Origin of the sequence: Pseudoalteromonas sp. SK18, from assembly GCF_001974855.1 — a bacterium.
Classification (GTDB): domain Bacteria; phylum Pseudomonadota; class Gammaproteobacteria; order Enterobacterales; family Alteromonadaceae; genus Pseudoalteromonas.
In genome coordinates this window covers 12799-34698 of sequence record NZ_MTQB01000006.1, presented here as the reverse complement: position 1 = coordinate 34698, position 21900 = coordinate 12799, and the positions used below count along the sequence as shown (strand labels likewise).

General features: G+C 37.3%; 18 protein-coding genes. 17 read left to right on the top strand and 1 reads right to left on the bottom strand.

Translation table 11 applies throughout. The features are described 5' to 3' along the window. Positions 1 to 5 precede the first annotated feature (5 nt). The 14 genes from BW139_RS06280 to BW139_RS06215 all read left to right on the top strand — a co-directional run bounded on the left by BW139_RS06280 (position 6) and on the right by BW139_RS06215 (position 16410). Entirely contained in the window at positions 6 to 797 is a 792-nt protein-coding gene (locus BW139_RS06280) for a hypothetical protein (RefSeq protein ID WP_076919086.1), read from the top strand. Beyond that, positions 794 to 1975 carry a lipopolysaccharide biosynthesis protein gene (locus tag BW139_RS06275; protein ID WP_076919084.1) on the top strand — a complete coding sequence of 394 codons (1182 nt, stop codon included), beginning with the start codon at positions 794 to 796 and terminating at the stop codon, positions 1973 to 1975. Before BW139_RS06280 ends, BW139_RS06275 begins: the two co-directional genes overlap by 4 nt. Before the next feature lie 4 nt (positions 1976 to 1979). Beyond that, a complete protein-coding gene (locus tag BW139_RS06270; protein ID WP_076919082.1) occupies positions 1980 to 2879 on the top strand; it encodes a glycosyltransferase family 2 protein in 900 nt (299 codons plus the stop codon). Next, the gene (locus BW139_RS06265) at positions 2866 to 3711 is read left to right on the top strand and encodes a glycosyltransferase (protein ID WP_076919080.1); all 846 of its coding nucleotides are present in this window, start codon (positions 2866 to 2868) and stop codon (positions 3709 to 3711) included. Before BW139_RS06270 ends, BW139_RS06265 begins: the two co-directional genes overlap by 14 nt. A gap of 6 nt (positions 3712 to 3717) precedes the next feature. Beyond that, positions 3718 to 4917, top strand: coding sequence for an O-antigen ligase (locus BW139_RS06260; protein ID WP_076919078.1), 1200 nt, complete (start codon positions 3718 to 3720; stop codon positions 4915 to 4917). Beyond that, positions 4898 to 5794, top strand: a complete 897-nt coding sequence (locus BW139_RS06255; RefSeq protein ID WP_076919077.1) for a glycosyltransferase family 2 protein — start codon at positions 4898 to 4900, stop codon at positions 5792 to 5794. The genes BW139_RS06260 and BW139_RS06255 overlap by 20 nt, the downstream gene beginning before the upstream one ends. Positions 5795 to 6709: 915 nt before the next feature. After that, on the top strand, positions 6710 to 8914 hold the full coding sequence (locus tag BW139_RS06250; RefSeq protein WP_076919076.1) for a choice-of-anchor A family protein: 2205 nt from the start codon (positions 6710 to 6712) through the stop codon (positions 8912 to 8914). A gap of 109 nt (positions 8915 to 9023) precedes the next feature. Further along, the gene (locus tag BW139_RS06245; protein WP_076919074.1) at positions 9024 to 9422 is read left to right on the top strand and encodes a 3-phosphoshikimate 1-carboxyvinyltransferase; all 399 of its coding nucleotides are present in this window, start codon (positions 9024 to 9026) and stop codon (positions 9420 to 9422) included. A gap of 190 nt (positions 9423 to 9612) precedes the next feature. Beyond that, positions 9613 to 11016, top strand: coding sequence for an undecaprenyl-phosphate glucose phosphotransferase (locus BW139_RS06240; protein ID WP_076919073.1), 1404 nt, complete (start codon positions 9613 to 9615; stop codon positions 11014 to 11016). After that, the gene (locus BW139_RS06235; protein WP_076919072.1) at positions 11000 to 12214 is read left to right on the top strand and encodes an outer membrane beta-barrel protein; all 1215 of its coding nucleotides are present in this window, start codon (positions 11000 to 11002) and stop codon (positions 12212 to 12214) included. Before BW139_RS06240 ends, BW139_RS06235 begins: the two co-directional genes overlap by 17 nt. Continuing rightward, a complete protein-coding gene (locus BW139_RS06230; RefSeq protein ID WP_076919070.1) occupies positions 12211 to 12732 on the top strand; it encodes a polysaccharide biosynthesis/export family protein in 522 nt (173 codons plus the stop codon). Before BW139_RS06235 ends, BW139_RS06230 begins: the two co-directional genes overlap by 4 nt. Positions 12733 to 12756: 24 nt before the next feature. After that, positions 12757 to 14964, top strand: coding sequence for a polysaccharide biosynthesis tyrosine autokinase (locus BW139_RS06225; protein WP_076919068.1), 2208 nt, complete (start codon positions 12757 to 12759; stop codon positions 14962 to 14964). A gap of 11 nt (positions 14965 to 14975) precedes the next feature. Beyond that, positions 14976 to 15704, top strand: a complete 729-nt coding sequence (locus tag BW139_RS06220; protein ID WP_076919066.1) for a tyrosine-protein phosphatase — start codon at positions 14976 to 14978, stop codon at positions 15702 to 15704. Further along, a complete protein-coding gene (locus BW139_RS06215; protein WP_076919065.1) occupies positions 15697 to 16410 on the top strand; it encodes a VpsP family polysaccharide biosynthesis protein in 714 nt (237 codons plus the stop codon). Before BW139_RS06220 ends, BW139_RS06215 begins: the two co-directional genes overlap by 8 nt. A gap of 723 nt (positions 16411 to 17133) precedes the next feature. Here BW139_RS06215 and rsmF read toward each other — a convergent pair. Further along, entirely contained in the window at positions 17134 to 18573 is a 1440-nt protein-coding gene (gene rsmF, locus BW139_RS06210; protein ID WP_076919063.1) for a 16S rRNA (cytosine(1407)-C(5))-methyltransferase RsmF, read from the bottom strand. Between the two features lie 265 nt (positions 18574 to 18838). Between rsmF and BW139_RS06205 the strand changes: the two genes are divergently transcribed. From BW139_RS06205 to prpC, 3 genes are all read left to right on the top strand, one after another. After that, positions 18839 to 19552 (top strand): GntR family transcriptional regulator, encoded by a 714-nt coding sequence (locus BW139_RS06205; RefSeq protein WP_076919062.1) that lies wholly within the window; start codon positions 18839 to 18841, stop codon positions 19550 to 19552. 236 nt (positions 19553 to 19788) lie between these two features. Continuing rightward, positions 19789 to 20667, top strand: a complete 879-nt coding sequence (prpB, locus tag BW139_RS06200) for a methylisocitrate lyase (RefSeq protein WP_008109898.1) — start codon at positions 19789 to 19791, stop codon at positions 20665 to 20667. Between the two features lie 25 nt (positions 20668 to 20692). Beyond that, entirely contained in the window at positions 20693 to 21820 is a 1128-nt protein-coding gene (gene prpC, locus BW139_RS06195; RefSeq protein WP_076919060.1) for a 2-methylcitrate synthase, read from the top strand. Positions 21821 to 21900 lie beyond the last annotated feature (80 nt).

Genomic DNA, 21900 nt, shown 5'->3' with positions numbered 1-21900 from the left:
AAATTATGATTAACTCACCTTTAAGTTTTAGCCGTGGGTACTTTTTGGGAAACATAGAAGTACCCATCAATGATTGGTGGCGAGTTCTAAAATTTAACAATGGACTGTATTTACACTCTCATAAAGATTTTAAGGTTGAGGAAGTAATATGCAAAGGTGGTAGTTTTTTTGTATTAGATGAAATATTTTCTACAGTTTCTAGTGATATTAATCTAGATGAGCTTGCTGATTGTGAAAGCAGAGAGATTGTTTTTGAATGTCTCAAATCTTGGGCTGGTAGATTCGTTGTGTTATGTGAGTTTGGTAGTGAATATGAGCTATTTAAGGACCCTGTATCGTTAAAAAATACTTATTATAGCGTCCGAAATGATGCACCAATTTCAATTACATCTGACTTCAGTCTGTTTAAAGAGTTTAAGTTCAAAAAACGAGAAGACTGTAAAAACTTTTTAAGATTTATTAATAAAGAATTACCTATAGTTGGACATGGTGATTACTGGATAGGTAATAAAACTATTTACGCAGATGTATTTAAACTGTTACCAAATAAATACCTAAAATTGAATGACTTTTCTGAAGGACGCAGCTGGCCAAACTCATCGTTTAATAAAAAAGGAAATACTAAAGATATAGCCATACAAATAGCCGGTAAGATTATGACCATTTTGTCGTCAGTAAAAATGTTAATCAATCCTGTATATAGAATAAAAAACAGGATGAAATCAATTTTCAAGGAAGAGCCTATATTTACTTTTTTAGATTTTGTTAAATTTAAATATAAGATAGTATTTAAATGAGAAAAGACACTTTATTTAGTGTTGCATCTCAAGGTCTTTCTGCAGCATCCAACTTTATATTTACGATATATTTAGTATCGCATTTACCGCAAGTTGAACTTGGTTATTATGCTTTGGTGGTTGCTTGCGCTTTTATTGCGCTAGCTTGTATTAATGCTATTGTGATTGTTCCTTTTAGTGTCCAATCGAAAGATAAAAATAGTCAGAGTAAAATTTTTTTACTATTGCCATGCATTCTGATGTCTCCTTTTTTGAGTATAGTCTTGGCAACAATCTCGGTTATAACGAGTGACGTTAGTTTTTTGCTTGTGTTTGTTTATATATGCATATTTGTTTTAAAAGAAAGTATGAAAAACATACACTTCTCTACTGGTAGCTTTATTGCTGGCTTTATTATTGATGCTATTTATGTAACTGGGTTACTTTTGGGTATATTAATTATTTCTGATCTAGAAAAAGTTAGTGACGTCTTGTACGTGCTTATTTACTCTACAGGAGCATCTTTCTTTGTTGGTTTTTTCTTTATAGATTTTTATAATTTTAAATTATGTAGACTTAAGAATTATAAATATATCAAAAGAGTGAGTAGTTTTAGTTTGGCCGGCGCATTAGCTTATGAAACGCAAAGCAGAGGGGCAAATTTTATATTATCAGCATTTGGAAAGCATAGTTTGTTAGGAGAAATAACAGCTGCAAAAACTATCTTTCAACCTCTTAATTTATTTGTAACAGGTTGGTCACGTGTAGCGAGGCCCAGAATTGCTAATATTGTTGCAATTGGTGACTTGAGTTGTTTGTGGAAGGAATACACAAAGAATGTAACCTTGATAACCTTATGTACAGTTACTTTGTCTCTGTCACTTTATACTTTATGGGATATGTTGGAGTTTTATATTTTTAAAGGAAAGTTTGATAATATTATAGTTACTTCAATATTCATTGGTACTTGGGCGTATTTAAATGTAGTAAAAACTGTTACTGGAGTATATGTTTTAGGTTTTAATAAATTCAAAGAACTTGCCAAAGTAAGTGTTTTTACTGCGACTTTTACCGTTGTTACTTTAATTTTTGTCTCACCTTTTGGCCTTCTTGCAATATTAATAGCCATCGCTATTAGTGAGCTTGTTTCTTCAGTTTGGGTACTAAACATTTTTAAAAATTCTGTTCATAGGAGTTAGGCTTGTGGAAATAGCTATTTGTATCCCAACCTATAAAAGAAAAGAACTGTTAAGTAAATTGCTTGATTCTATTGAGAGGCAAGACCTTTCTACAGAAGCAAAGAAAAGTTTAACAGTTATCGTGATCGACAATGATGAAAAAAAATCTGCTAGTTGGGTACTAGAAAATAAGGCCTACTCTTTCAATTTGGTTTATGTGAGTGAGCCACGTAAAGGTCTTGCAACTGTAAGGAATCGCGCGATAAAAGAAGCAATGAAATTTGCCGAGTATATTCTTTTTGTTGATGACGATGAATGGGTAGTGCCTAATTGGGTTAACTCAATGCTTGAAACTTGTACATCATATAATGCTGATGTGGTATCAGGACCTGTGGTACCTGTTTATCCTGATGGAGTTAGTGATTGGATTGTTAAGGGTGGTTTTTTTGAAAGGAAAAGATTTACCACAGGACAGGACAGTGGGGTTACCAGAACAGGGAATATTCTCTTTAAGACCAGTGTACTTAAAGAGCAAGAAAGTCTTTTTGCCGAAGAGCTAAATTTAATTGGTGGTGAAGACTCTCATTTTTTAACTCGGTTATACCGACAAGGTAAAAAGATGGTTTGGTGTGATGAGGCTTTAGCCTATGAACCTGTGCCTAAAGAAAGAGCGACAATTTCATGGTTAAAGTTAAGATTTTTTAGAATAGGTTGTACAGGAGTTATTTATAGAAACATGATAGATAGCTCAATAAAAAATAAAATGCTCAGTTTATCTAAAACAATTCTCCTGATAGTTATTAGCATTACGACATTGCCTGCTGTTTTCATACCTAAAAAGCGTATTCAATGGATTTTGCAGTGGGAAAAAGTTAAAGGCAGGATAAATGCACACACTGGAGGGGTCTATAATGAATATCAATAAAACAGAGTTAAGTGTAGCGGTATTAATAACGTTTTATATAAAAGATGATCTTGACTTTTTTTCCGAAGCTTTACTTTCAATTGAATTGCAAAATAAACAAGTTAAGAATATTAATATTTATTTATTTGTAGATGGTCCAATCTTGCCAGAGCAAAAAAGTTTTCTAGACAAAAACAACCATCGTTTTTTTAAAATAATTTTTAGTGACGAGAATAAAAGGCTTTCATTTGGGCTTAATACTCTTATTGATTCACTGGGAAATGAGGTCTATGCATTTCGAATGGATGCTGACGATAGGTGCTTACCAGAGCGCTTTATCCGCCAAATTGACTATATGGAAAAGAATAAAAATGTTTTTCTTACAGGTTGTAATTCCGAAGAAATAAATGGTAACGGTAGTTTTATTCAAAAAAGAGTTTATCCAGAAACACATGAGCAAATAGTCAACGCATTACCTAAGTGCATGCCCATATTACACCCCTCTTTTTGTTTAAGAGTTAGCATACTTAAGGCAGATCCTGAGTTGCGATATCAAGGTGCAAATCTAGCTGAAGATTTAGAATTTTTATTTTTGGCAATCTCTAGAGGGTTTATCGTTCACAATATTCAAGAACATTTAATTCAATGGCGTATTTCAGAAGACTTTGTAAGTAGAAGAAGCTATAAAAGAATGCTTCCAGAGTTTTTGGTATATGCTAGGGGTATAAAGCAAGTTTTTGGCATTACTCATTTATACATATACCCACTGGCTAGGTTAGTTTTTCGCATCCTTCCGTCAAAAGTGGTTAAAGCAATATATGAATCAAAATTCCGTGCAAGATTTCTCAAGTAGTGGCAAATGATTATTAAAATTAAGTATAGTTACCTTCTATCTATTTTTTTCTTGTTTGTTTGTATTGGCACTAGACCTTACATGAATGAATTAATCGCTGAGGTGGAAGGGAAGGCAGATCCAGTTCGGCAATTGGTAGTCATTCTTTTTTTGTTCATCGGTTCATATCTCTGTCTGAAGTATAAAGCATCAACTATAAACACAGTCCTTTTTAATTGGTCCTTTTTTGTATTAATTATTTTTTGCGGTATTTCCCTCTTGTGGTCCAGTGAGCCAAACTTTACCTTTAAACGTTTGATATTATTGTTCTCTGTGATTGTATTTATTGTTTCTATTTCTAGTACTTTATCATTTTCAAAAGTATTAGAAATCCTTAGATTCAATACATTACTGTTGTTATTTATAAACCTTTTATCAATAGTTTTTTTGTATGGGATCTCAGTTGACCACGAAGGACTTTGGAAGGGAATACATATACATAAAAATACGGCAGGTGTGATATCCGCTTTGACAACTATTATTTGGTATTTCAGTACTTATCGACATAAGAACTTAATAGTTGTTCTATCTTTATTTTTCTTATTCCAAACAGGTTCTAAAACCTCATTTGCTTTAGTGTTTTTATGTGTTCTTGCAGCTGAATTATCTACGTATATTATCAGGTCTAGTAAATTAACTAGGCAAATTATTTTTGTAACTTTTTTGAGTTTAATAATAATAACTGCTTTGAGTTTTGATGTGTTAACAATTATAGGTAATTTATATGGCGATGTTACATTAACTGGCAGAACTATAATTTGGGATTTTGTTCAATATCAAATAAATTTAAAGCCTTTTTTAGGGTATGGATATCAAGCTTTTTGGGGAACTGGTGAGGATAGTATACCTTTGGTGTTTGGAAATGAGTTTATCCGACAGTTTGGGCAATCGCATAATGGATACATTGACGTAATTGTACAATTGGGTTATGTAGGAGTTATTTTATTAACTGTATTTTTATTTAAAATTGGGATTAGTATAAATTCGGCTAGTGGAACAATTAATTATAAGCAGATTCAATTGGTTATAAGTCTATACTTATATGTGCTGTTACATAACTTTCTTGAAAGTTCATTCTTATCGCCATTGAGTCCATTATTTTTTACTTTTTTACTAATAGTAGTTAGCTTTACCAGGGAGGTTAGTCTTGAAAAACCTAAAGTTTAGTATCATCATTCCAACATTTAATAGGGTAGAAAGCACAATCCGTGCCGTTGAATCAGTATTAAAGCAAACATATCAAAACTTCGAAGTTATTGTTGTTGATGATTGTTCTCCAGAGAATTTTGATTTTGCAAAGCATTTTAATCATAAAAAAGTCTTTTACTATCGTTTAGATGAAAATCGAGGTGCTGCTGCTGCACGTAACTTAGGTGTTTCTGTATCTACAGGTGATTACATTGCTTATTTAGATTCAGATGATGAATTTTTGGACACAAAACTACATGAGAATCTAGTAGCCATTCATTCTTGTCAATATGACCCAAATACAGTTACTTATTCTAAGTTAATTCAAAAAAGAGGCTATAGTGAGTTTATTAGACCAGAAGTGGCTAAAAAAGGGTCGCTTTTTGAGTATCTTTTTATAAACTGGGGACTAATTTCAACAATTACAATTGTATTACCAATTAATTTGGCAAACAAAGTATGCTTTGATGAGACGTTAAGAAGGCATCAAGATTATGACTATTGTTTAGAATTAGAAAAAATTGGTGCAAAATTTGTGATGATTAATAAACCGTTGTCGATCTTTCATGATGAGCAAGATATTAATAGGATCTCAATAAAAAACGGTTACGTTCATTCATTAAAATGGTTTAATAAAATAAAAGATACTACATCTAAAAGAGAGCTATCTGCTTTTAAATTAAGGGTCTTAGCTCCCATGGAATCAAATTTTTCTACTAAACTTTCCTACATATTTGAGGGACTAAAATATGTTCACGAATTTAGGGGAAAGGAAGGGGCTCTTCTTATTTTTAAAGCTATTTTTCCATACGGTTATAGAAAATTGAGTACATTTTATATGAAGCTAAAAAGTTAGCTTCATATAAAATGTTTTTCTCTAAATGTTAATGTTACTAGGTGTTAAGTACATAAAGGCCTAGAGGGATTCGCTTGTAGCCTTAAGTAATAATAATTACTGAAAAATACGCCAATTTATTAATCGATAAAAAATTAGTGTTCATAGGAGCTCAAGTACAGGCCAGAGAATATATCCTGTAGTATAAAAGCCTTGGCAGCATATCAACATCAATCCAAGGTTGAGGTAATGGTTTATAGAGGTCAAGCTAGTCAAGATGGTAGCGCTGACTACCTCTCATTTATGAAAGGACATAACCTTGTGCCTCCAATGGACCGCGCTGGAACTGTCATGATAATGCGAAAGCTGAGATATTTAATTTTATAAAATATTTCACAGTCCAAAAAAAGCGCCATTCACACACGGGCGGTATTTCACCAGCTAAGTTTGAAGAAAGGTATTACACTGTATTAAACACTGTCTAGTGAAAGCTCTAAAGTCTAATCGCTATAAAATTACTACCTATTTGCAGGTATTAAACTAAGAGTTATTAACTTATACGCTAAATAGCTTTGTATTATTTCTTAGTATATTTTCTTTAACTTTACTTCATAGTTGTGTACATACAATTGTTCACTATAGGAGATACATATCACGTTTACATTAAGTTTACATTAAGTTTACATTTGCTGGTACTTTAATTCTTAAAAGTTTGTTTTTTTAACTTATTCCAGCTTTTTTTTAATTGTAAGTTATTGATTTTAATTTTTGTTCCTTTTTTTGCCCCAATAAATTAGTACTTTCGTAGTGTTTTTTGTTCCTTTCGATTTTATTTGTGTATATAATGTTCATTAATAGCTTGATGATTTAACTTTCATTAAACAAATGACTTTAATTTGGTGCCATCAATGCACTTTTTCATTTTCGAGGGAAAAAATGACTAACTCATTACTTAAATTTAAAAAGCTAAGTGCAGTGATCGCACTTACTTTAGCTAGCTCTACAACACTAGCTGCAGACTTGGGCGTAGCCAATAATTTTTCTGCATTTGTTTTTGAAGATTTTAAATCGAATTTTGGCCGTGCAGATGGTGCTATTGCTGCAGGTGAAATTGACCTTAAAGGCTATAGCGTAGGTTACACTCGCCCTTACAGCCCAGAAGAATATTATTTAATTAGTGAATCTACCATCAACTTTAAGTATGGTCGCCAATATGTTGGTAGCATGATTGCAGGTGGCGGTACTGATATACATTGGAGTGTTCGTTGGGGTATGGAGTGGGGTTCTAAAATCCTTTCTAATCAGGATGAATCGGCACTGCCGTTTAACTTTGATGAGCAAGAGCAATACTACAAAGACTTAAGCTCAGAACTAGGTGAACTAGACGAAACTGGTACAGTATACCGTAAATGGGGTGGCCTTTATTTACAAGGTGATGGCAGCTCAGATAGGCAAGTATTCAATTTAGATGCACGTGACTTTGCTAAAGCACATACTTTTAAAGTATGGGGTATTCCTGCTGATGCAACAGTAATTTTTAATATTACTGGCGACGATAATGTAAATGTAAAAGGTAAAAGCTTTTGGCGACTTCGTAACCATGCAAGTAAAACTGTATTTAACTTTACTAATGCGCAAAAGCTCGATATTAAAGGTAACCGCTGGCAAGGTGTAATATTAGCGCCTTATGCTGATATTAGAGGCGTACACGGTACTGCAAAAATGCCCATCATTGGTCAAAGTTTTTATGGCTCAATGGCTATGTTAGGTGGCGAGTTTGATGGCAATTTACCAACAGTTACTCAGCCGCTAGCACCTTTTGAAATGGCGCAAAAATGGCATTGGAATTCAAGTGATTTTATGCCTGAATATAACCAAGTAATGGCGACGCCAGTTGTTGCACAATTAAACGATGATAATGGTGATGGCGTAATTGATAATAACGATGTCGCTGATATTGTCGTGGTTACTTTTAAAAAATATTCTAGCGGAATTGTAAGGGCGCTGAGTGGTGTTGATGGTTCTGAATTATGGGATTATTCGCAAGGTGTCATTACCGCTGAGGGTTCATATTCTCTTGCAGCAGCCGATTTTGATGGTGATGGTATTGTTGAAATTGTTGCTTCTCACAGGAATGATGATTTTGTATCGATTATTGATAATAATGGTGTAACCAAAAAACAAATAGCTAAAACTAATTCTGGTTGGAAAACCGTAAGTGATATTACTGTAGCCGATATTAACAACGATGGATCTTTAGAATTTACTCTTGGAGATGCCATTTACAATTACGATACAGGCTTGTTACTTAATATCGATTGGTCACCAACCACTTCTATATTTGACTCTAACAATAATGGTAACCAGGAAATATTTTCTCGAGGAGAAATGTTAGATCAATATGGTGCTGTTCTTTGGTCATATATCGGCGATAGCATTGTGTGGTTCTCGTCAGTTGCTGACATTGACAATGATGGACAGCCAGAAGTTATTCTATCGATACCGTCTTCTCCTTCTACACCAGAGAATAGCCGTATTGTGGCGCTAGAGGCAAATGGTAATGTTAAATGGGAAGTTAACACTGAATCACACCCAGGTGGTGGCGCACAAGCTATATCTAACTTCTTAGGCGCTAATAATATGGGTATAGTGCATGCAGGCTTTACAGCGGTTGATATGTATAATACACAGGGTGACTTAGTATGGTCTACTCCAAATAACGATACTGGCGGTCAAATTGGTGTGAGTGCTTACGATTTTAATGATGATGGTATTGATGAAGTAATAGTGCAAGATCACTTTGCAGTCCGAGTTTTAAATGGCCTTAATGGTGAGGTGTTATCGACTGTGGCAAATTCAAGCGCAACGCAAAGGGAATACCCAATTGTTGTTGACCTAGAGGGTGATAACAATGCCGAACTAGTTGTTGTATCTAACGACTATAATAGCTTGTACAGCATTAATAACGGTGTCACTGTTTATGGCGCTGCTGATAATGGTAAGCCTTGGAAAAATGCAACTCGAATTTGGAACCAGCACTCGTACCACCAAACAAATATTAACCAAAACGGCACAGTACCTACGGTAGAGTTGCCAAGCTGGTTAAACAATAATACTTATCGCTCTAGTACGCTTAAATAAAAATATTTATAGCGAGTAAAAAGCCAATTAAGTTTTAATTGGCTTTTTACTATTAAATAGTTGTTTAAAATAAGCTGTAATTAATAATCACGCTTAATTTGAGGTTTTTTTGTCGAACTTACAGCAAGACCCCGCAATTAGAAGCTTGTTAGAGCGTATGCCTAAAAGCATACAAACTACGTTCACCGATGAACAGTTAGTGCATTTGAAAATAGCCATTGGTGCTAGGCAGTGGGGTAACCATTCCATTGATTGTAGAGGTGTAGTTAAGTTTTTTAAATACCGTTATTACTATGTTTTTTTAGCAGGGCGTAACAGGCGTGAATTAAGCGTAAAAGAGCAAAAAATAGCAAGGTTTACTCAAGCAATAATTTTAAGTTTGGTTGTCACGTTTACTATTTTATTTACCTTGCTGGTTTTATATTTGATTAAGTCAGCATTGGGAATTGATATTTTTGATGGATATTCGTTTGGGGTTTGGAGTTGGTTTAAGGGGTTATTTAATTAAACTTATATAAAATGTGAGTATTCTTTTTGATACTTAACAAACAAAGCAAGAGTTTGCTAAAAGATTTAAACATGAATTTTAGTACTTTTGTCGGAATCAGTAATTGAACAAAATTGGCTAATACTATATTATCCCCGTGGATTTTGTAAGGTGCTACTCACACTGAATTAGCTATAAGGAATTAAGCAAAATGACATCTCCAAGGACTTTTAAGCCTTCAGGTTCCTCTGATGCCAATTTTTACCGATTGTTTGATATATTTGCGTTGTTTTTAGCGTTTCAGTGTGCAGCTTTACTTTATAATTTTAAACTCACTCCTATTTATTCCGCATCAGCACTCACTGTTGCACTGAGTTATTTGTACAGTGCCGAAGTTTTTTCTACCTATCGCTCCTGGCGTGCAGGTAAATTTAAAAGCATGGTGATGTGTGCTTGGGGCAGTGTGGTGATTGCTTTTGCTTTTTTACTGGTTGTGTCATTTTTATTTAAATTTACCGAGTCGCTTTCTCGTGTAGGTATAGCCATTTGGTTTATTTTAAGCGTAGTGTATTTATATATCTGGCGTTTGGGTGTGTTTTTATATAAACGCAACCGTCGCAAATTAGGCTTATCGCAACGCAATGTTGCCATTATTGGCGCTACCGAGTCTGCTGCTTATTTACATGCTGAAATAGTTAAACACGACGAGCTAGGATTTAACTTTAAAGGCTTTTACGACGACAGAAACCCAGAACGCTTGTTTGAACAACTCGAGCAACAAGGGGTCGAGGGCCGTATTCAAAGTGCTGTAGATGCTGCACGTAATGGCGAAATAGATATACTTTACATTGCCCTCCCCATGAAAGCGCAAAAGCGCATAGCCGATATTTTATTACAGCTAGGCGATACCACCGTTGATGTGCACATAGTGCCCGACTTTTTACTCTCTAACTTAATACATGCTCGTATTGAACATGTGGGCGATGTAGACACGCTAAGCGTGTTTGAGGCGCCGTGTATTGGTGCTCACGAATTTATAAAACGCACAGAAGATATAGTGGTTTCAGCTATTATTGTTACCTTAATTACCCCCGTTTTATTAACGATTGCTGCCGCAATAAAGCTGACATCAAAAGGGCCTATAATTTTTAAGCAAGATCGCTATGGCTTAGATGGCCGCAAAATAAAAGTATGGAAGTTTCGCTCGATGACGGTGACCGAAAACAGCGATGTGGTTACTCAGGCAACAAAAAACGATGCCCGTATTACCCCTTTAGGTAGCTTTTTGCGCCGAACTAGCCTTGATGAACTGCCGCAATTTATAAATGTTTTAAAAGGCGATATGTCTATTGTTGGGCCAAGGCCTCATGCGGTTGCCCATAACGAAGAGTACCGCAAAAAAGTAGAATTTTACATGTTTAGGCATAAAACCAAACCAGGCATTACCGGTTGGGCACAAATTAACGGCTGGCGCGGCGAAACCGATACTTTGGATAAAATGGCCAAGCGAGTTGAATGCGACTTACATTACATTAAACATTGGTCTTTATGGTTTGATGTAAAAATAATTTTTATGACAATTTTTAAGGGATTTAAAAGTGAAAATGCGTACTAATACAATTACCACTTTACTTGTTGCGTTAGGGTTAAGTGCACCTGCTTTGGCAGTAGAATTACAAGCGGGCAGTGTAATGACCAAAGACGGCGCTGAGGTTACACCTACGCTGCAGCTGGGCGTAAGCAGTAATGATAACTTTTTTATGACTCCTTCGACCACACAAACACGTTTAATATGGAATGTTGCCCCAAGTTTAAATGCATTAATTGAAGACGGCCCAGACAGCTATAAATTTGATATTGCATCAAGCACGTCGTTTCATAATAAAGACACCACGGATAACTTTACTCAAGTAAATGTGGGCGCAGGTGTGCACAAAGAGTTTACTAGCCAACATCGTTTAGATGTAACTGGTGATGCTGATTGGTTATACGAGCCACGTGGTGCTGGTTTAACTGAAGGCCAACCCAACGTTATAAATGAGCTGATACATTACCAACAACAAAACCTAACAGCTCGTTATGAATACGGTGCGCAGAGCTCTAAAGCAATGCTTGCTGTAACCGCGGGATACTATAATAAAAATTATCAAAACTTTACGGCTGTATCGCAATTTCGTGATTACGATAAACCTATGTTAGGTATTATTGGTTACTATAATACCCAAGCAGGTACGCGGGCATTTTTAGAGGTAAAGCAAGAAAACTACCAATACGATGTGATTGATTCAAACGGTATTACCCGTGACTCAGATGACGTAAAAGTCTTATTAGGTATGGAGTGGGAAGCCACCGCCATTACTACTGGCTCGTTTAAAGTGGGTTACCAAAATAAAGATTTTGAGTCAAACCTACGTGATAACTTTAGCGGTTTAAGTTGGGAAGGCGCTGTGGTTTGGAAGCCGTTAACCTACTCAACATTACAACTAGTTACTAGCCGTGCCGCTAAAGATCCACTACTTTCAGGCGATTACATTCGCGAGAGTGTTTACGGTGCGACATGGCAGCATGATTGGAGCGAGTATTTAAGTTCGGTAGTAAGCGTGAATTATGTTGACCAACAATACTCTGGTAATTTTAATCGAAAAGATAAAGTAAAAAATGCCCGATTAGGTTTAAATTATTTAGCCAGTAATTTTGGTATGGTAACGGGTTATGTGGACTTTATTGACCGTAATTCAACCCAAACTAATATTGAGTTTGACCGTGTAATTGTTGGCCTTAACTTTACATTTGCATTAAAGGGAAATGAATGAAGGTTAAAATTTTAACTGGCTTAATATTGTTACTAACCTTTGCTAGTTTTGCGAATGATTCGCAAAACTACATTTTAGGTGCGGGTGACAAAATTGAAATTAAAGTGTTTGGTCAGCCTGATTTAGATGTAATCTCACTGCTTGGGAATAGTGGTGAGATTAATTACCCTTTTTTAGGTAAAGTTAAACTAGTGGGCTTAAGTGTTTCGCAAGTTGAGCAAACTATAAGCGAAGGATTACAGCCTGATTACTTAGTTAACCCTAATGTATATGCGCAAGTAGTAGAGTACCGCCCTTTTTATATACATGGTGAGGTTAAAAAGCCAGGTGGTTACCCTTACCAACCCGCTATGACGGTTAACCAAGCTATAGCATTAGCCGGTGGGTTAACTGAGCGAGCCTCAGAAGATAAAATATTTATTTTTAAAGAGCAAACCAAACAGCAGCAACAAAAAGGTAATTTAAATAGCCAAATTGCAGCGGGTGACACCATAAAAATAGAGCAGCGCTTGTTTTAAGCAGTTTAAGGCAGTAATAATAAAATGAATACACACTCTGAAAAGCCTAGCAACAACGAGGTAGTTATTGATTTAGGTGCTTACCTTAATGTTATTAAGCAAAGTAAATGGAAAATTTTAGGTTTTGCTATTGTAGTTACCTTACTCACTATAATGGTTGCGTTAACGTTAGTGCCCAAGTATACCGCCACAGCCACTTTATTGATTGAGTCGGAGCAAACCAAAGCGGTGAGTTTTGATGAGGTATATGGCTTAGACTCAACTAAAAAAGAGTATTACTTAACCCAGTTTGAAGTAATTAAGTCAAACAGTATTGCTCGTGAAGTTATAACTAAACTTAATTTAAAAAACCATACTGATTTTATTGCAAAGCCCTCATTGACCGATGAATTTAAAAGTATCGTTAAACAATTTCTGCCTTTTTTAAATAAAAAAGAAAGCTCGCTTTTTACTCAGGAAGAGCTAGAAGAGCGTGAAATGCTCAGCCTGTTAGATACTTTTAGATCAAGTTTAAATGTATACCCTATTCGTAAAACACAATTAGTACGTGTTAGCTTTGAGTCCAGCGACCCTAAGTTAGCTGCTTTGGTGGCAAATACGGTGGGTGAAGTTTACATAGAAAGCCAAATGCGCGCTAAAATGGGTATTACCCAGCAGGCATCTAGCTGGTTAAACACGCGTTTATCTGAATTGCGTATACAACTAGATAGCTCTGAAGTGCGTTTACAAGCTTATCGAGAAGAGCAAAAGTTAGTTGATATAGAAGGTATAGCAGGGCTGGTTACCCAAGAGCTTGAGCAAACCTCAAAGCAGTTAGTGGATGCACGTGCGACTAAAAATAACCTTGAAAGCATTAACCGCGTAATTAACGAATACGGCAACGATAACATAGAGCTATTGGGCAGCATGCCTGAAATTACCTCGCACCGTGTAATTCAAGATGTTAAACGCGAAGTTGTGTTGGTTGAGCGTAAGGTGAGTGAGCTTGCAGAGGTTTATGGCCCTAAACATCCTAAAATGATTTCAGCTAAATCTGAGCTTGCCACAGTTAAAACTAACCTTAATAAGCAAATTAAAGGGTTAATTACCGGTATTGAAAAAGAGCTCAACAGAACCACACGCACTGTAAATGCGCTTGAGCGCGACTTAGCTAAAATTCGTGCTGAGTATCAAGACATTACCCGCAAAGAAACACAATATAATCAGTTAAAGCGTGAAGTAGAAACAAATCGTAATATTTTTAATACCTTTTTATCACGCTCTAAAGAAACCGAAGTAACTAGTGACTTTAGCTCGGCTGTAGCACGTTTTACTGACCGTGCTTATGCACCTAAAGATCCAAGCAAACCGAATAAAAAGTTAATTGTTATTTTAGCCTTTTTGGCTAGTTTTGGGTTTGCAGTGGTAATGACCTTTGTTTTTGATGCCTTAAACGACACTGTTAAAAATAAAAATGATGTAGAAAGTAAACTCGCACAGCGCATGTTAGGATTATTACCGCATGTTGTAGTGCCTAAAAAGAGTTTTTTCCCGATTCATGCTTATTTAGAAGATACCTATCGCCGTTTTGCCGAGTCGGTGCGTACCTTCCGCACTAGCTTATTGCTCACTCAATTAGATAGAGCGCATCAAGTTATTGCGGTTACCTCTACCTCACCAGGAGAGGGTAAAACCACAACCTCTGCTAATTTAGCTATGTCATTGGCACAAATGGGCAAAGTATTACTGATTGATGCCGATTTACGTAAACCAACCTTAGCTAAACGATTTGATATACCAGTATTTCACCCTGGTTTAAGTAATTTAATGATAGGTACTGAGCAACTAGCTGAGTGTGTACATGTTGATACGCAATCGGGTGTGACTATTATGCCAAGCGGGCAAATACCGTCTAACCCGCTTGAGCTTTTATCAAACTCACGCTTTGCTGAGTTACTTGGCGAGTTAAAAACGCAGTACGATCACATTATTGTTGATACACCGCCTACACAGGCAGTAAGTGATGCATTAGTAATTGCACAAAGTGTTGACTCGGTTGTGTATGTTGTTAAGTCAGACATAACTCGTATTAAACCAATTACAGCCGGTCTTGAGCGTTTATTTGAAGTAAAAGCCCATGTTGCTGGTGTGGTACTTAACCAGGTAGATATGAGTAAATCTAAAGATGAGCATAGTCATGGTTACTATGATTATTACGATTACTCACAACAACCAGAAAAGCCACAAGTGTAATTAAGTAATTTATGATTGATATTCATACGCATATTTTGCCGGGTATTGATGATGGCGCTAAAGATTTAACTGAATCTTTAGCGCTTTTAAAATTGGCTGAAAACGACGGCATTACTCATATGGTGGCAACGCCACATATACATGTGGGTCGCTTTAACAATGCGACTGCTCAAATCAAAAACGATTTAGAGAGTTTAAAGCGAGAGGCGCATAAAGAGGGTATTAATGTAAAATTAGCTGCTGCTGCTGAGGTGCGCTTAGACGTAGAATTGATGGCAATGGTGATGGCTAATAAGCTGCCTTTTATTGGTAAAATAGCAGACAAAAATGTGTTGTTATTAGAGTTACCGCATTCACACATGCCACAAGGTTACGATAAATTTATACAATGGCTCGCTAAGCAAAACATACACGTTATTATTCCGCACCCAGAGCGCAACCGCGATATTCAGTCAAACCTTTATTATATTCAGCACTTAAAGCAGCTAGGCTGTGATTTTCAGCTAACGGCATCGAGTATTGAAGGTGAGTGGGGCGAAAGCGCAGAAACGATAGCGTTACAAATGCTAAAAGATGGTTTAGTGAACTATGTTGCCTCTGATGCTCACTCAGTAAAACGTCGCCCGCCTATTTTAAGCCAAGCTAGAAAAACAGTAGCGCAGTTAATAGGTGAAGAGCAGGCCACAACGCTTTTTGTAACTAACCCGCTGCAACTAACCGAGTGCTTATTTAATGACTAAATTAAACATGGTCAAGGTAGTGCCTGCTGTTACTTTAACTATGGTAGTGCTTGTAATCGTTTATATGAGTATGCAAAGTATGCGCGCTAATGCTTGGTACTTTAATGCGCTTAATATTGTGCAAGAGTCGGATGGTGCTTTGTCTGGCTCAAGGCTTCAGGCGGCAGAAAATGCGATTACCTTAGCCACTAATATGGATCCTGAACACCCGCATTATTGGCATTTTTTAGCTCATATAAAAATGTTAGGTTTAACCGGTATTGATACAACATCAAGCGAGCAAGCCGAACATATTCAGCAAGTATATAAACAAGCTGAGCAAGCGTTGGTAAAGTCGGTTGAGTTAAGACAAACTTGGGCACTAACTTGGATAAGTTTGGCACAAGTAGTAAGTTATCAAGAGGGGCCTACCGAGCGGGTATATAATTATATTCAGCAAGCTAAAAAAGTTGGCCCGTATAAGTTAGATGTTCATTTAGGTATTATTCAAATTGCGTTAATGCATTGGAATGAACTACCACCCACCTACAAAGCTCTTTATGTGAATGAGCTAAAATTAGCTTCTAAATATGGTTATAAATTTTATGATGTATTTAGTATGGCTGAGCAAATGAATCGCTTGCCAATAGTGTGTTTATCGCTTCAATTTGGTTCTCATTATGAGGCGGTTAGAGGCAGTTGGATGTTTAATAAATACTGTGGTTAAAACACGAGCCACGGGCTTCGAGTAACGGGTTTCGGGCCTTGAGCCTCGCAGCTCGTTTACTCTGAACTTTAACCTTTTTTTGAACCACAGAGAGCACCGAGGCTCTTCGCGCTGCACAGAGAAAAAGCTTCAATTTTGGAAATCTAATAACTAACAACAGTTCTTTAATCTTTGTCTTTAATTACTTTCTCTGTTTTCTCCTATCCTCTGTGGTAAATAAATCTTTAAGAGCTTATTGTAATGCCCAGGTCCGGTTGTCCGATCCCCGCAACCAGTTAACTTTCTCCTAAAGCCTTTATTTTTGAACCATAGAGAATACCGAGGCGCTTCGCGCTGCACAGAGAAAAAGCTTCAATTTTGGAAATCTAATAATTAACAACAGTTGTCTTTAATTACTTTCTCTGTGCCCTCAGTGGTAAATAAATCACTTGTAATAATAGGACTGGGTGAGGGATTAAGCTCGTAACCCGTAACCCGACGCCCGTTAACTTTTGTCTAGACAAAAAAAGACCCAGAGCTATAAGGAACTCTGGGTTATAGAGGGGCTCATATGTGAGCCCTGCGCTAACTAAAGACACTTTCAGATTCTTAGGGAGAAGAAGAAAGTTATTTAAGTATAGTCAAAAGCTTCAAAAAACACATACTTTTGTTCGTTTTTTATACTGCAATAATTACAGTGGGTTACAATTGTTATGCACATCTTTATTACACTTAAGCTAGGGTTTACTCCCAGTTTATTAACTGCGTATTTTGCACTAAATCTCGAGGTAGTGAGTTTTTAACCTTATTTTTTTGCCATTTACCTAAGCCAATCGGGCAATCACATAAAGTTAATATTACTTCACCGGTTGCCTTAACAACGTCATCCAAACGAATGTCTTTGCCATTAAAGTAATCACTGGCTTGTTGATTGGTTAATTCCAGTACATTACTTTTACATTGCTTACCAAATACGGTGGCAAACTCGTGAGCAAGGCGCACCCCATTTTTATGAATAACGCCTATCTGAATACCTAACCGCGCGTATTTTATTTTATTTTGTATCGCTTTAAATTCATTTGGGAACAACCAAAGTTCTTTGTCGCGCTGCATTAAAGTACCTGGCAGGCTTGTTAAACCAAATTGCTTTTTGAGTGAGCTCATAAACGTACTTTGCTGTTTACTGTCAAAGTGGTTAAACGGGAATGCCCCTTTTTTCACTTTAATGTTTTGGTTTTCGCAGCTGCTGTGCTTTTTAAATTTAGCAATAAAAAAGCCTTCGCTGTCGAAGGTTTGCGGCCATACATGCAAATAACCTTGCTCAGTGGTGGCCTTTTCGGCCCCAGGGAAAAGGTCATTTAAAGGCTCTGGCGTAATGTATTCGCCAAATTCCTCCAGCAATGCATCACACACTTGTTGGTTTTCGAGTGGGGTTAATGTACAGGTTGAATAGACCAGTGTACCGCCAGGTTTAAGTGCATAAAATGCGCTTTTAATCAGATCTTTTTGTACTTGGGCAATAGTAATGTTTGATTCGATAGACCAATTTTTTAGTGCATCACTGTCTTTACGAACCGTGCCTTCACCCGAGCAGGGGGCATCAAGCAAAATACTATCAAAGCATTCAAACATGTAATTACCAAATACAACGCCATCAAAATGCGATAACGCACAGTTACCTACACCCATGCGCTTTAATGTGGCAGTAAGCACTTTTAAACGCGACGACGACAGCTCATTTGCTACCAATACACCCTGGTTACTCATTAGCGCAGCCAGTTGTGAGGTTTTAGAACCTGGTGCCGAGGCCATATCGAGTACTGTGTTACTGGTTTTTAGGCTTTGTTTTAGTGCCATTGGCGGCAACATTGAGCTTGCCTCTTGTACGTACATAGCGCCGCTTAAATGTAAGTCGGTATTACCTAGCGCTAAATTTTGCTCTTCATCATTTGGGCGCTCTAGCCAAAAACCTTCATCGCACCATGGAATGGCAGTGAGTTGCCAATTTTTTTGAGCCGCGTGGCGTTTAAATTCTTCAACACTCATTTTTAATGTATTAACGCGAACAGACTTACGTAAAGGTCGACGACAGGCATTTAAAAAATCATCTAACGTAAGGTGATCAGGCAGATAAGTTTTTACGTCGTCTATAAATTGCTCTGGGATATAAGTGTTAGCGTCCACGATTTGGCTCATACAATAAAAATTAAAGCCGGATAATAGCATTTTTGACGATTTTTTTCAGTGTTAAAAATGAAAGAGTAACCCTTTTAAAGTGTCGACACCTTATTGATTAAAACGGCTTAAATACTATTTTTTATTATACTTTTAGCTAATGCTGTCGACAATATGGTGGTTTTTTATTCATTTCTAGTGTTTTCAGGGTTGACACTGTAGGTTAATAAGCACATAGTTAAACCATAAATTGTCGACAATATAAAAATACTTTATGACACAGCACTTTTTAAACGACACCGCAGTTACAACCGCTTCCGATAAAGTGTTTGTAGATATGCGCCGCGAGATAGTAGAAGGCAGTATTGCACAAGGCAGCAAAATATCAGAGCCGGAGCTTGCAAAGCGTTATGGTGTAAGCCGTGCAACCCTAAGGGAGGCATTAAACCGTTTAGAGAGCTGTTACTTGGTTGAGCGTAAAGCCAACATAGGTTGTCGCGTTGTTGCATTAACCGCAGAGCGATTAATTGAAGTGTATCAAGTGCGTAGTGCCCTTGAAGGACTTGCATGTAGGTTAGCTGCCGACAATATGGAACCAGATGAAGTTCAAGGCTTGAAACAATTACTCAACCAGCATTTGCACACTCAGCGTGTTAAAGAAGGTGAGTCGTACTATCAAGAAGCAGGCGACTTAGACTTTCATTATAGAATAATCAAAGGCAGTAAAAACGCTCACTTAATTCATTTGTTATGCCACGACCTGTACCAATTAATAAGAATGTACCGTGTGCAAATGGGCATGGTAGGGCCACGCGTATCGAAAGCATTTGACGAACATTTAGCGATTATTAACGCTATAGAAAACCATGATGGTGAGCTGGCCGAAATGCTAATGAAGCGCCATATAAGCGCTTCTCAAGCGAATATACAAACAAAATTTGATGGATATCAATCAGTACAAGCCACTCAAAATGAAATGGCTAACTAGTACAGGTGTCAATATACCAATTGCATTAAATTAGTGAGCATTTATAGCGATGAGAAAATAAGTCGATAACAGGGCGAAAATTATGACATATAGTTGTTCTATATGAATAATTTTTAACGCAGGGAGCGATTTATTTAATACGCTAGAATGGCCATGTTTTTAATAAAATTGGTATAGAACAATTAAAAAATACTAAGTTGCCATAGAGCAGCCCCGTTCAAAGTTAGGAGAAGGTAATGTCAGCAGGATTAAAATTTAAACAGGCAATTGCAAATAACCACCCGTTACAGGTTGTGGGTACTATAAACGCGTATACCGCGATGATGGCTGAAAAAATGGGCCATCAGGCTATTTATTTATCGGGTGCGGGTGTGGCTAATGCATCATTTGGTATGCCAGATTTAGGCATGACTAGCCTTGATAACGTACTTGAAGATATTCGCCGTATTACCGGTGCGAGCGATTTACCTTTGTTAGTAGATGCCGATACAGGTTGGGGCGGGGCGTTTAATATTGCCCGTACCGTTAAAGAAATGACTAAAGCGGGTGCAGCTGGTTTTCATATTGAAGACCAAGTAGCGCAAAAGCGTTGTGGCCATCGCCCTAATAAAGAAATAGTTACCCAAGCTGAAATGGTTGACCGTATTAAAGCCGCAGTGGATGCAAAAACCGATAGCGATTTTTACATTATGGCGCGTACTGATGCATTTCAAAAAGAAGGCTTAAACGCAGCAATAGACCGTGCAGCAGCGTGTGTTGAAGCCGGTGCCGATGCCATTTTTGCAGAAGCCGTTCATGACCTTGCTGATTACCAAGCATTTAGCAAGGCGATTAATGTGCCGATTTTAGCCAACATTACCGAGTTTGGCCAAACACCTATTTATACCAAAGAGCAGTTAAGCGATGTGGGCGTAGAAATGGTGCTTTATCCATTAAGTGCATTTAGAGCAATGAACAAAGCAGCACTTAATGTGTACTCGGCTATTTTGAATGAAGGGTCGCAACAAAGCCAAATTGAAAACATGCAAACGCGTGCAGAGCTTTACGACTTTTTAGATTATCACTCGTACGAAAACACGCTAGATAACCTTTTTTCAGCAAAATCTGACAAATAATAAAAAATTCAACAGGAGACAAATCATGGTAGATAAAGCATTAGGTGGCGCAGGCTTACGTGGCCAAGTAGCAGGACAAACAGCATTATGTACAGTAGGGCAAACAGGCTCAGGTTTAACTTACTGTGGTTACGACATTAGCGAACTGGCTGAAAAAGCGCAGTTTGAAGAAGTGTCGTTTTTACTTTCTCGCGGCGAGTTACCAACATCAAGTGAATTGGCAGAGTACAAAGCTAAACTTAAAAGTTTACGCGGTTTACCAAAGGCACTAAAAACAGTGCTTGAGAACATTCCTAAAGACGCACATCCAATGGATGTAATGCGTACAGGCTGTTCTATGCTAGGTAACCTTGAAATGGAAAACGACTTTAGCGAAGCAAACGATGCGATTGATCGCATGGTGGCAATTTTTCCAAGTATTATTTGTTATTGGTATCGTTTTACCCATGACGGTGTTCGCATTGAAACACAAACGGATGATGACTCAGTAGGCGCACACTTTTTAACGCTATTACACGATAAAGCGCCAAGTGAATTATTTGCACAAGTGATGAATGTATCACTAATTTTGTACGCAGAGCATGAGTTTAATGCCTCTACCTTTACCGGTCGTGTGTGTGCGTCAACGCTTTCTGATATTCACTCATGTGTTACTGGTGCAATTGGTACCTTACGTGGCCCACTGCATGGTGGTGCAAACGAAGCCGCAATGGATATGATTGAAAGCTTTAGTAGTGCTGATCAAGCTGAAGACGCGCTTATGGGCATGCTTGAGCGTAAAGATAAAATTATGGGCTTTGGTCACGCTATTTACCGTGAGTCGGATCCGCGTAATGTAATTATTAAAAAATGGTCTGAAAAATTAGCGGCAGAAGTGGGTGACGATGTACTTTACCCGGTATCAGTTCGCTGTGAAGAAGTAATGTGGCGTGAGAAGAAGTTATTCTGTAATGCTGACTTTTTCCATGCATCGGCGTATCACTTTATGGGTATTCCTACTAAGTTGTTTACGCCTATCTTTGTAATGAGCCGTGTAACCGGTTGGACAGCTCACGTAAAAGAGCAGCGCGCAAATAACCGTATTATTCGCCCAAGTGCTGATTACACAGGGCCAGATGCGCGTAGCTACACGCCAATTGAATCAAGAGGCTAATTAGTTAGCGTTTAAGGTGAGCCTAGCTCACCTTTTATTGTTTATAGCGCTGATGATTACTCATTGTAGCGCTTTTGTCT

What these genes read in the sequence shown, in the direction of transcription:
- BW139_RS06250 (WP_076919076.1), top strand. Translation starts at nt 6,710, where the DNA reads ATGACTAACTCATTACTTAAATTTAAAAAGCTAAGTGCAGTGATCGCA.
- BW139_RS06220 (WP_076919066.1), top strand. Translation starts at nt 14,976, where the DNA reads ATGATTGATATTCATACGCATATTTTGCCGGGTATTGATGATGGCGCT.
- prpC (WP_076919060.1), top strand. Translation starts at nt 20,693, where the DNA reads ATGGTAGATAAAGCATTAGGTGGCGCAGGCTTACGTGGCCAAGTAGCA.
- BW139_RS06260 (WP_076919078.1), top strand. Translation starts at nt 3,718, where the DNA reads ATGATTATTAAAATTAAGTATAGTTACCTTCTATCTATTTTTTTCTTG.
- BW139_RS06205 (WP_076919062.1), top strand. Translation starts at nt 18,839, where the DNA reads ATGACACAGCACTTTTTAAACGACACCGCAGTTACAACCGCTTCCGAT.
- BW139_RS06215 (WP_076919065.1), top strand. Translation starts at nt 15,697, where the DNA reads ATGACTAAATTAAACATGGTCAAGGTAGTGCCTGCTGTTACTTTAACT.
- BW139_RS06265 (WP_076919080.1), top strand. Translation starts at nt 2,866, where the DNA reads ATGAATATCAATAAAACAGAGTTAAGTGTAGCGGTATTAATAACGTTT.
- BW139_RS06230 (WP_076919070.1), top strand. Translation starts at nt 12,211, where the DNA reads ATGAAGGTTAAAATTTTAACTGGCTTAATATTGTTACTAACCTTTGCT.
- BW139_RS06225 (WP_076919068.1), top strand. Translation starts at nt 12,757, where the DNA reads ATGAATACACACTCTGAAAAGCCTAGCAACAACGAGGTAGTTATTGAT.
- BW139_RS06240 (WP_076919073.1), top strand. Translation starts at nt 9,613, where the DNA reads ATGACATCTCCAAGGACTTTTAAGCCTTCAGGTTCCTCTGATGCCAAT.
- BW139_RS06275 (WP_076919084.1), top strand. Translation starts at nt 794, where the DNA reads ATGAGAAAAGACACTTTATTTAGTGTTGCATCTCAAGGTCTTTCTGCA.
- BW139_RS06280 (WP_076919086.1), top strand. Translation starts at nt 6, where the DNA reads ATGATTAACTCACCTTTAAGTTTTAGCCGTGGGTACTTTTTGGGAAAC.
- prpB (WP_008109898.1), top strand. Translation starts at nt 19,789, where the DNA reads ATGTCAGCAGGATTAAAATTTAAACAGGCAATTGCAAATAACCACCCG.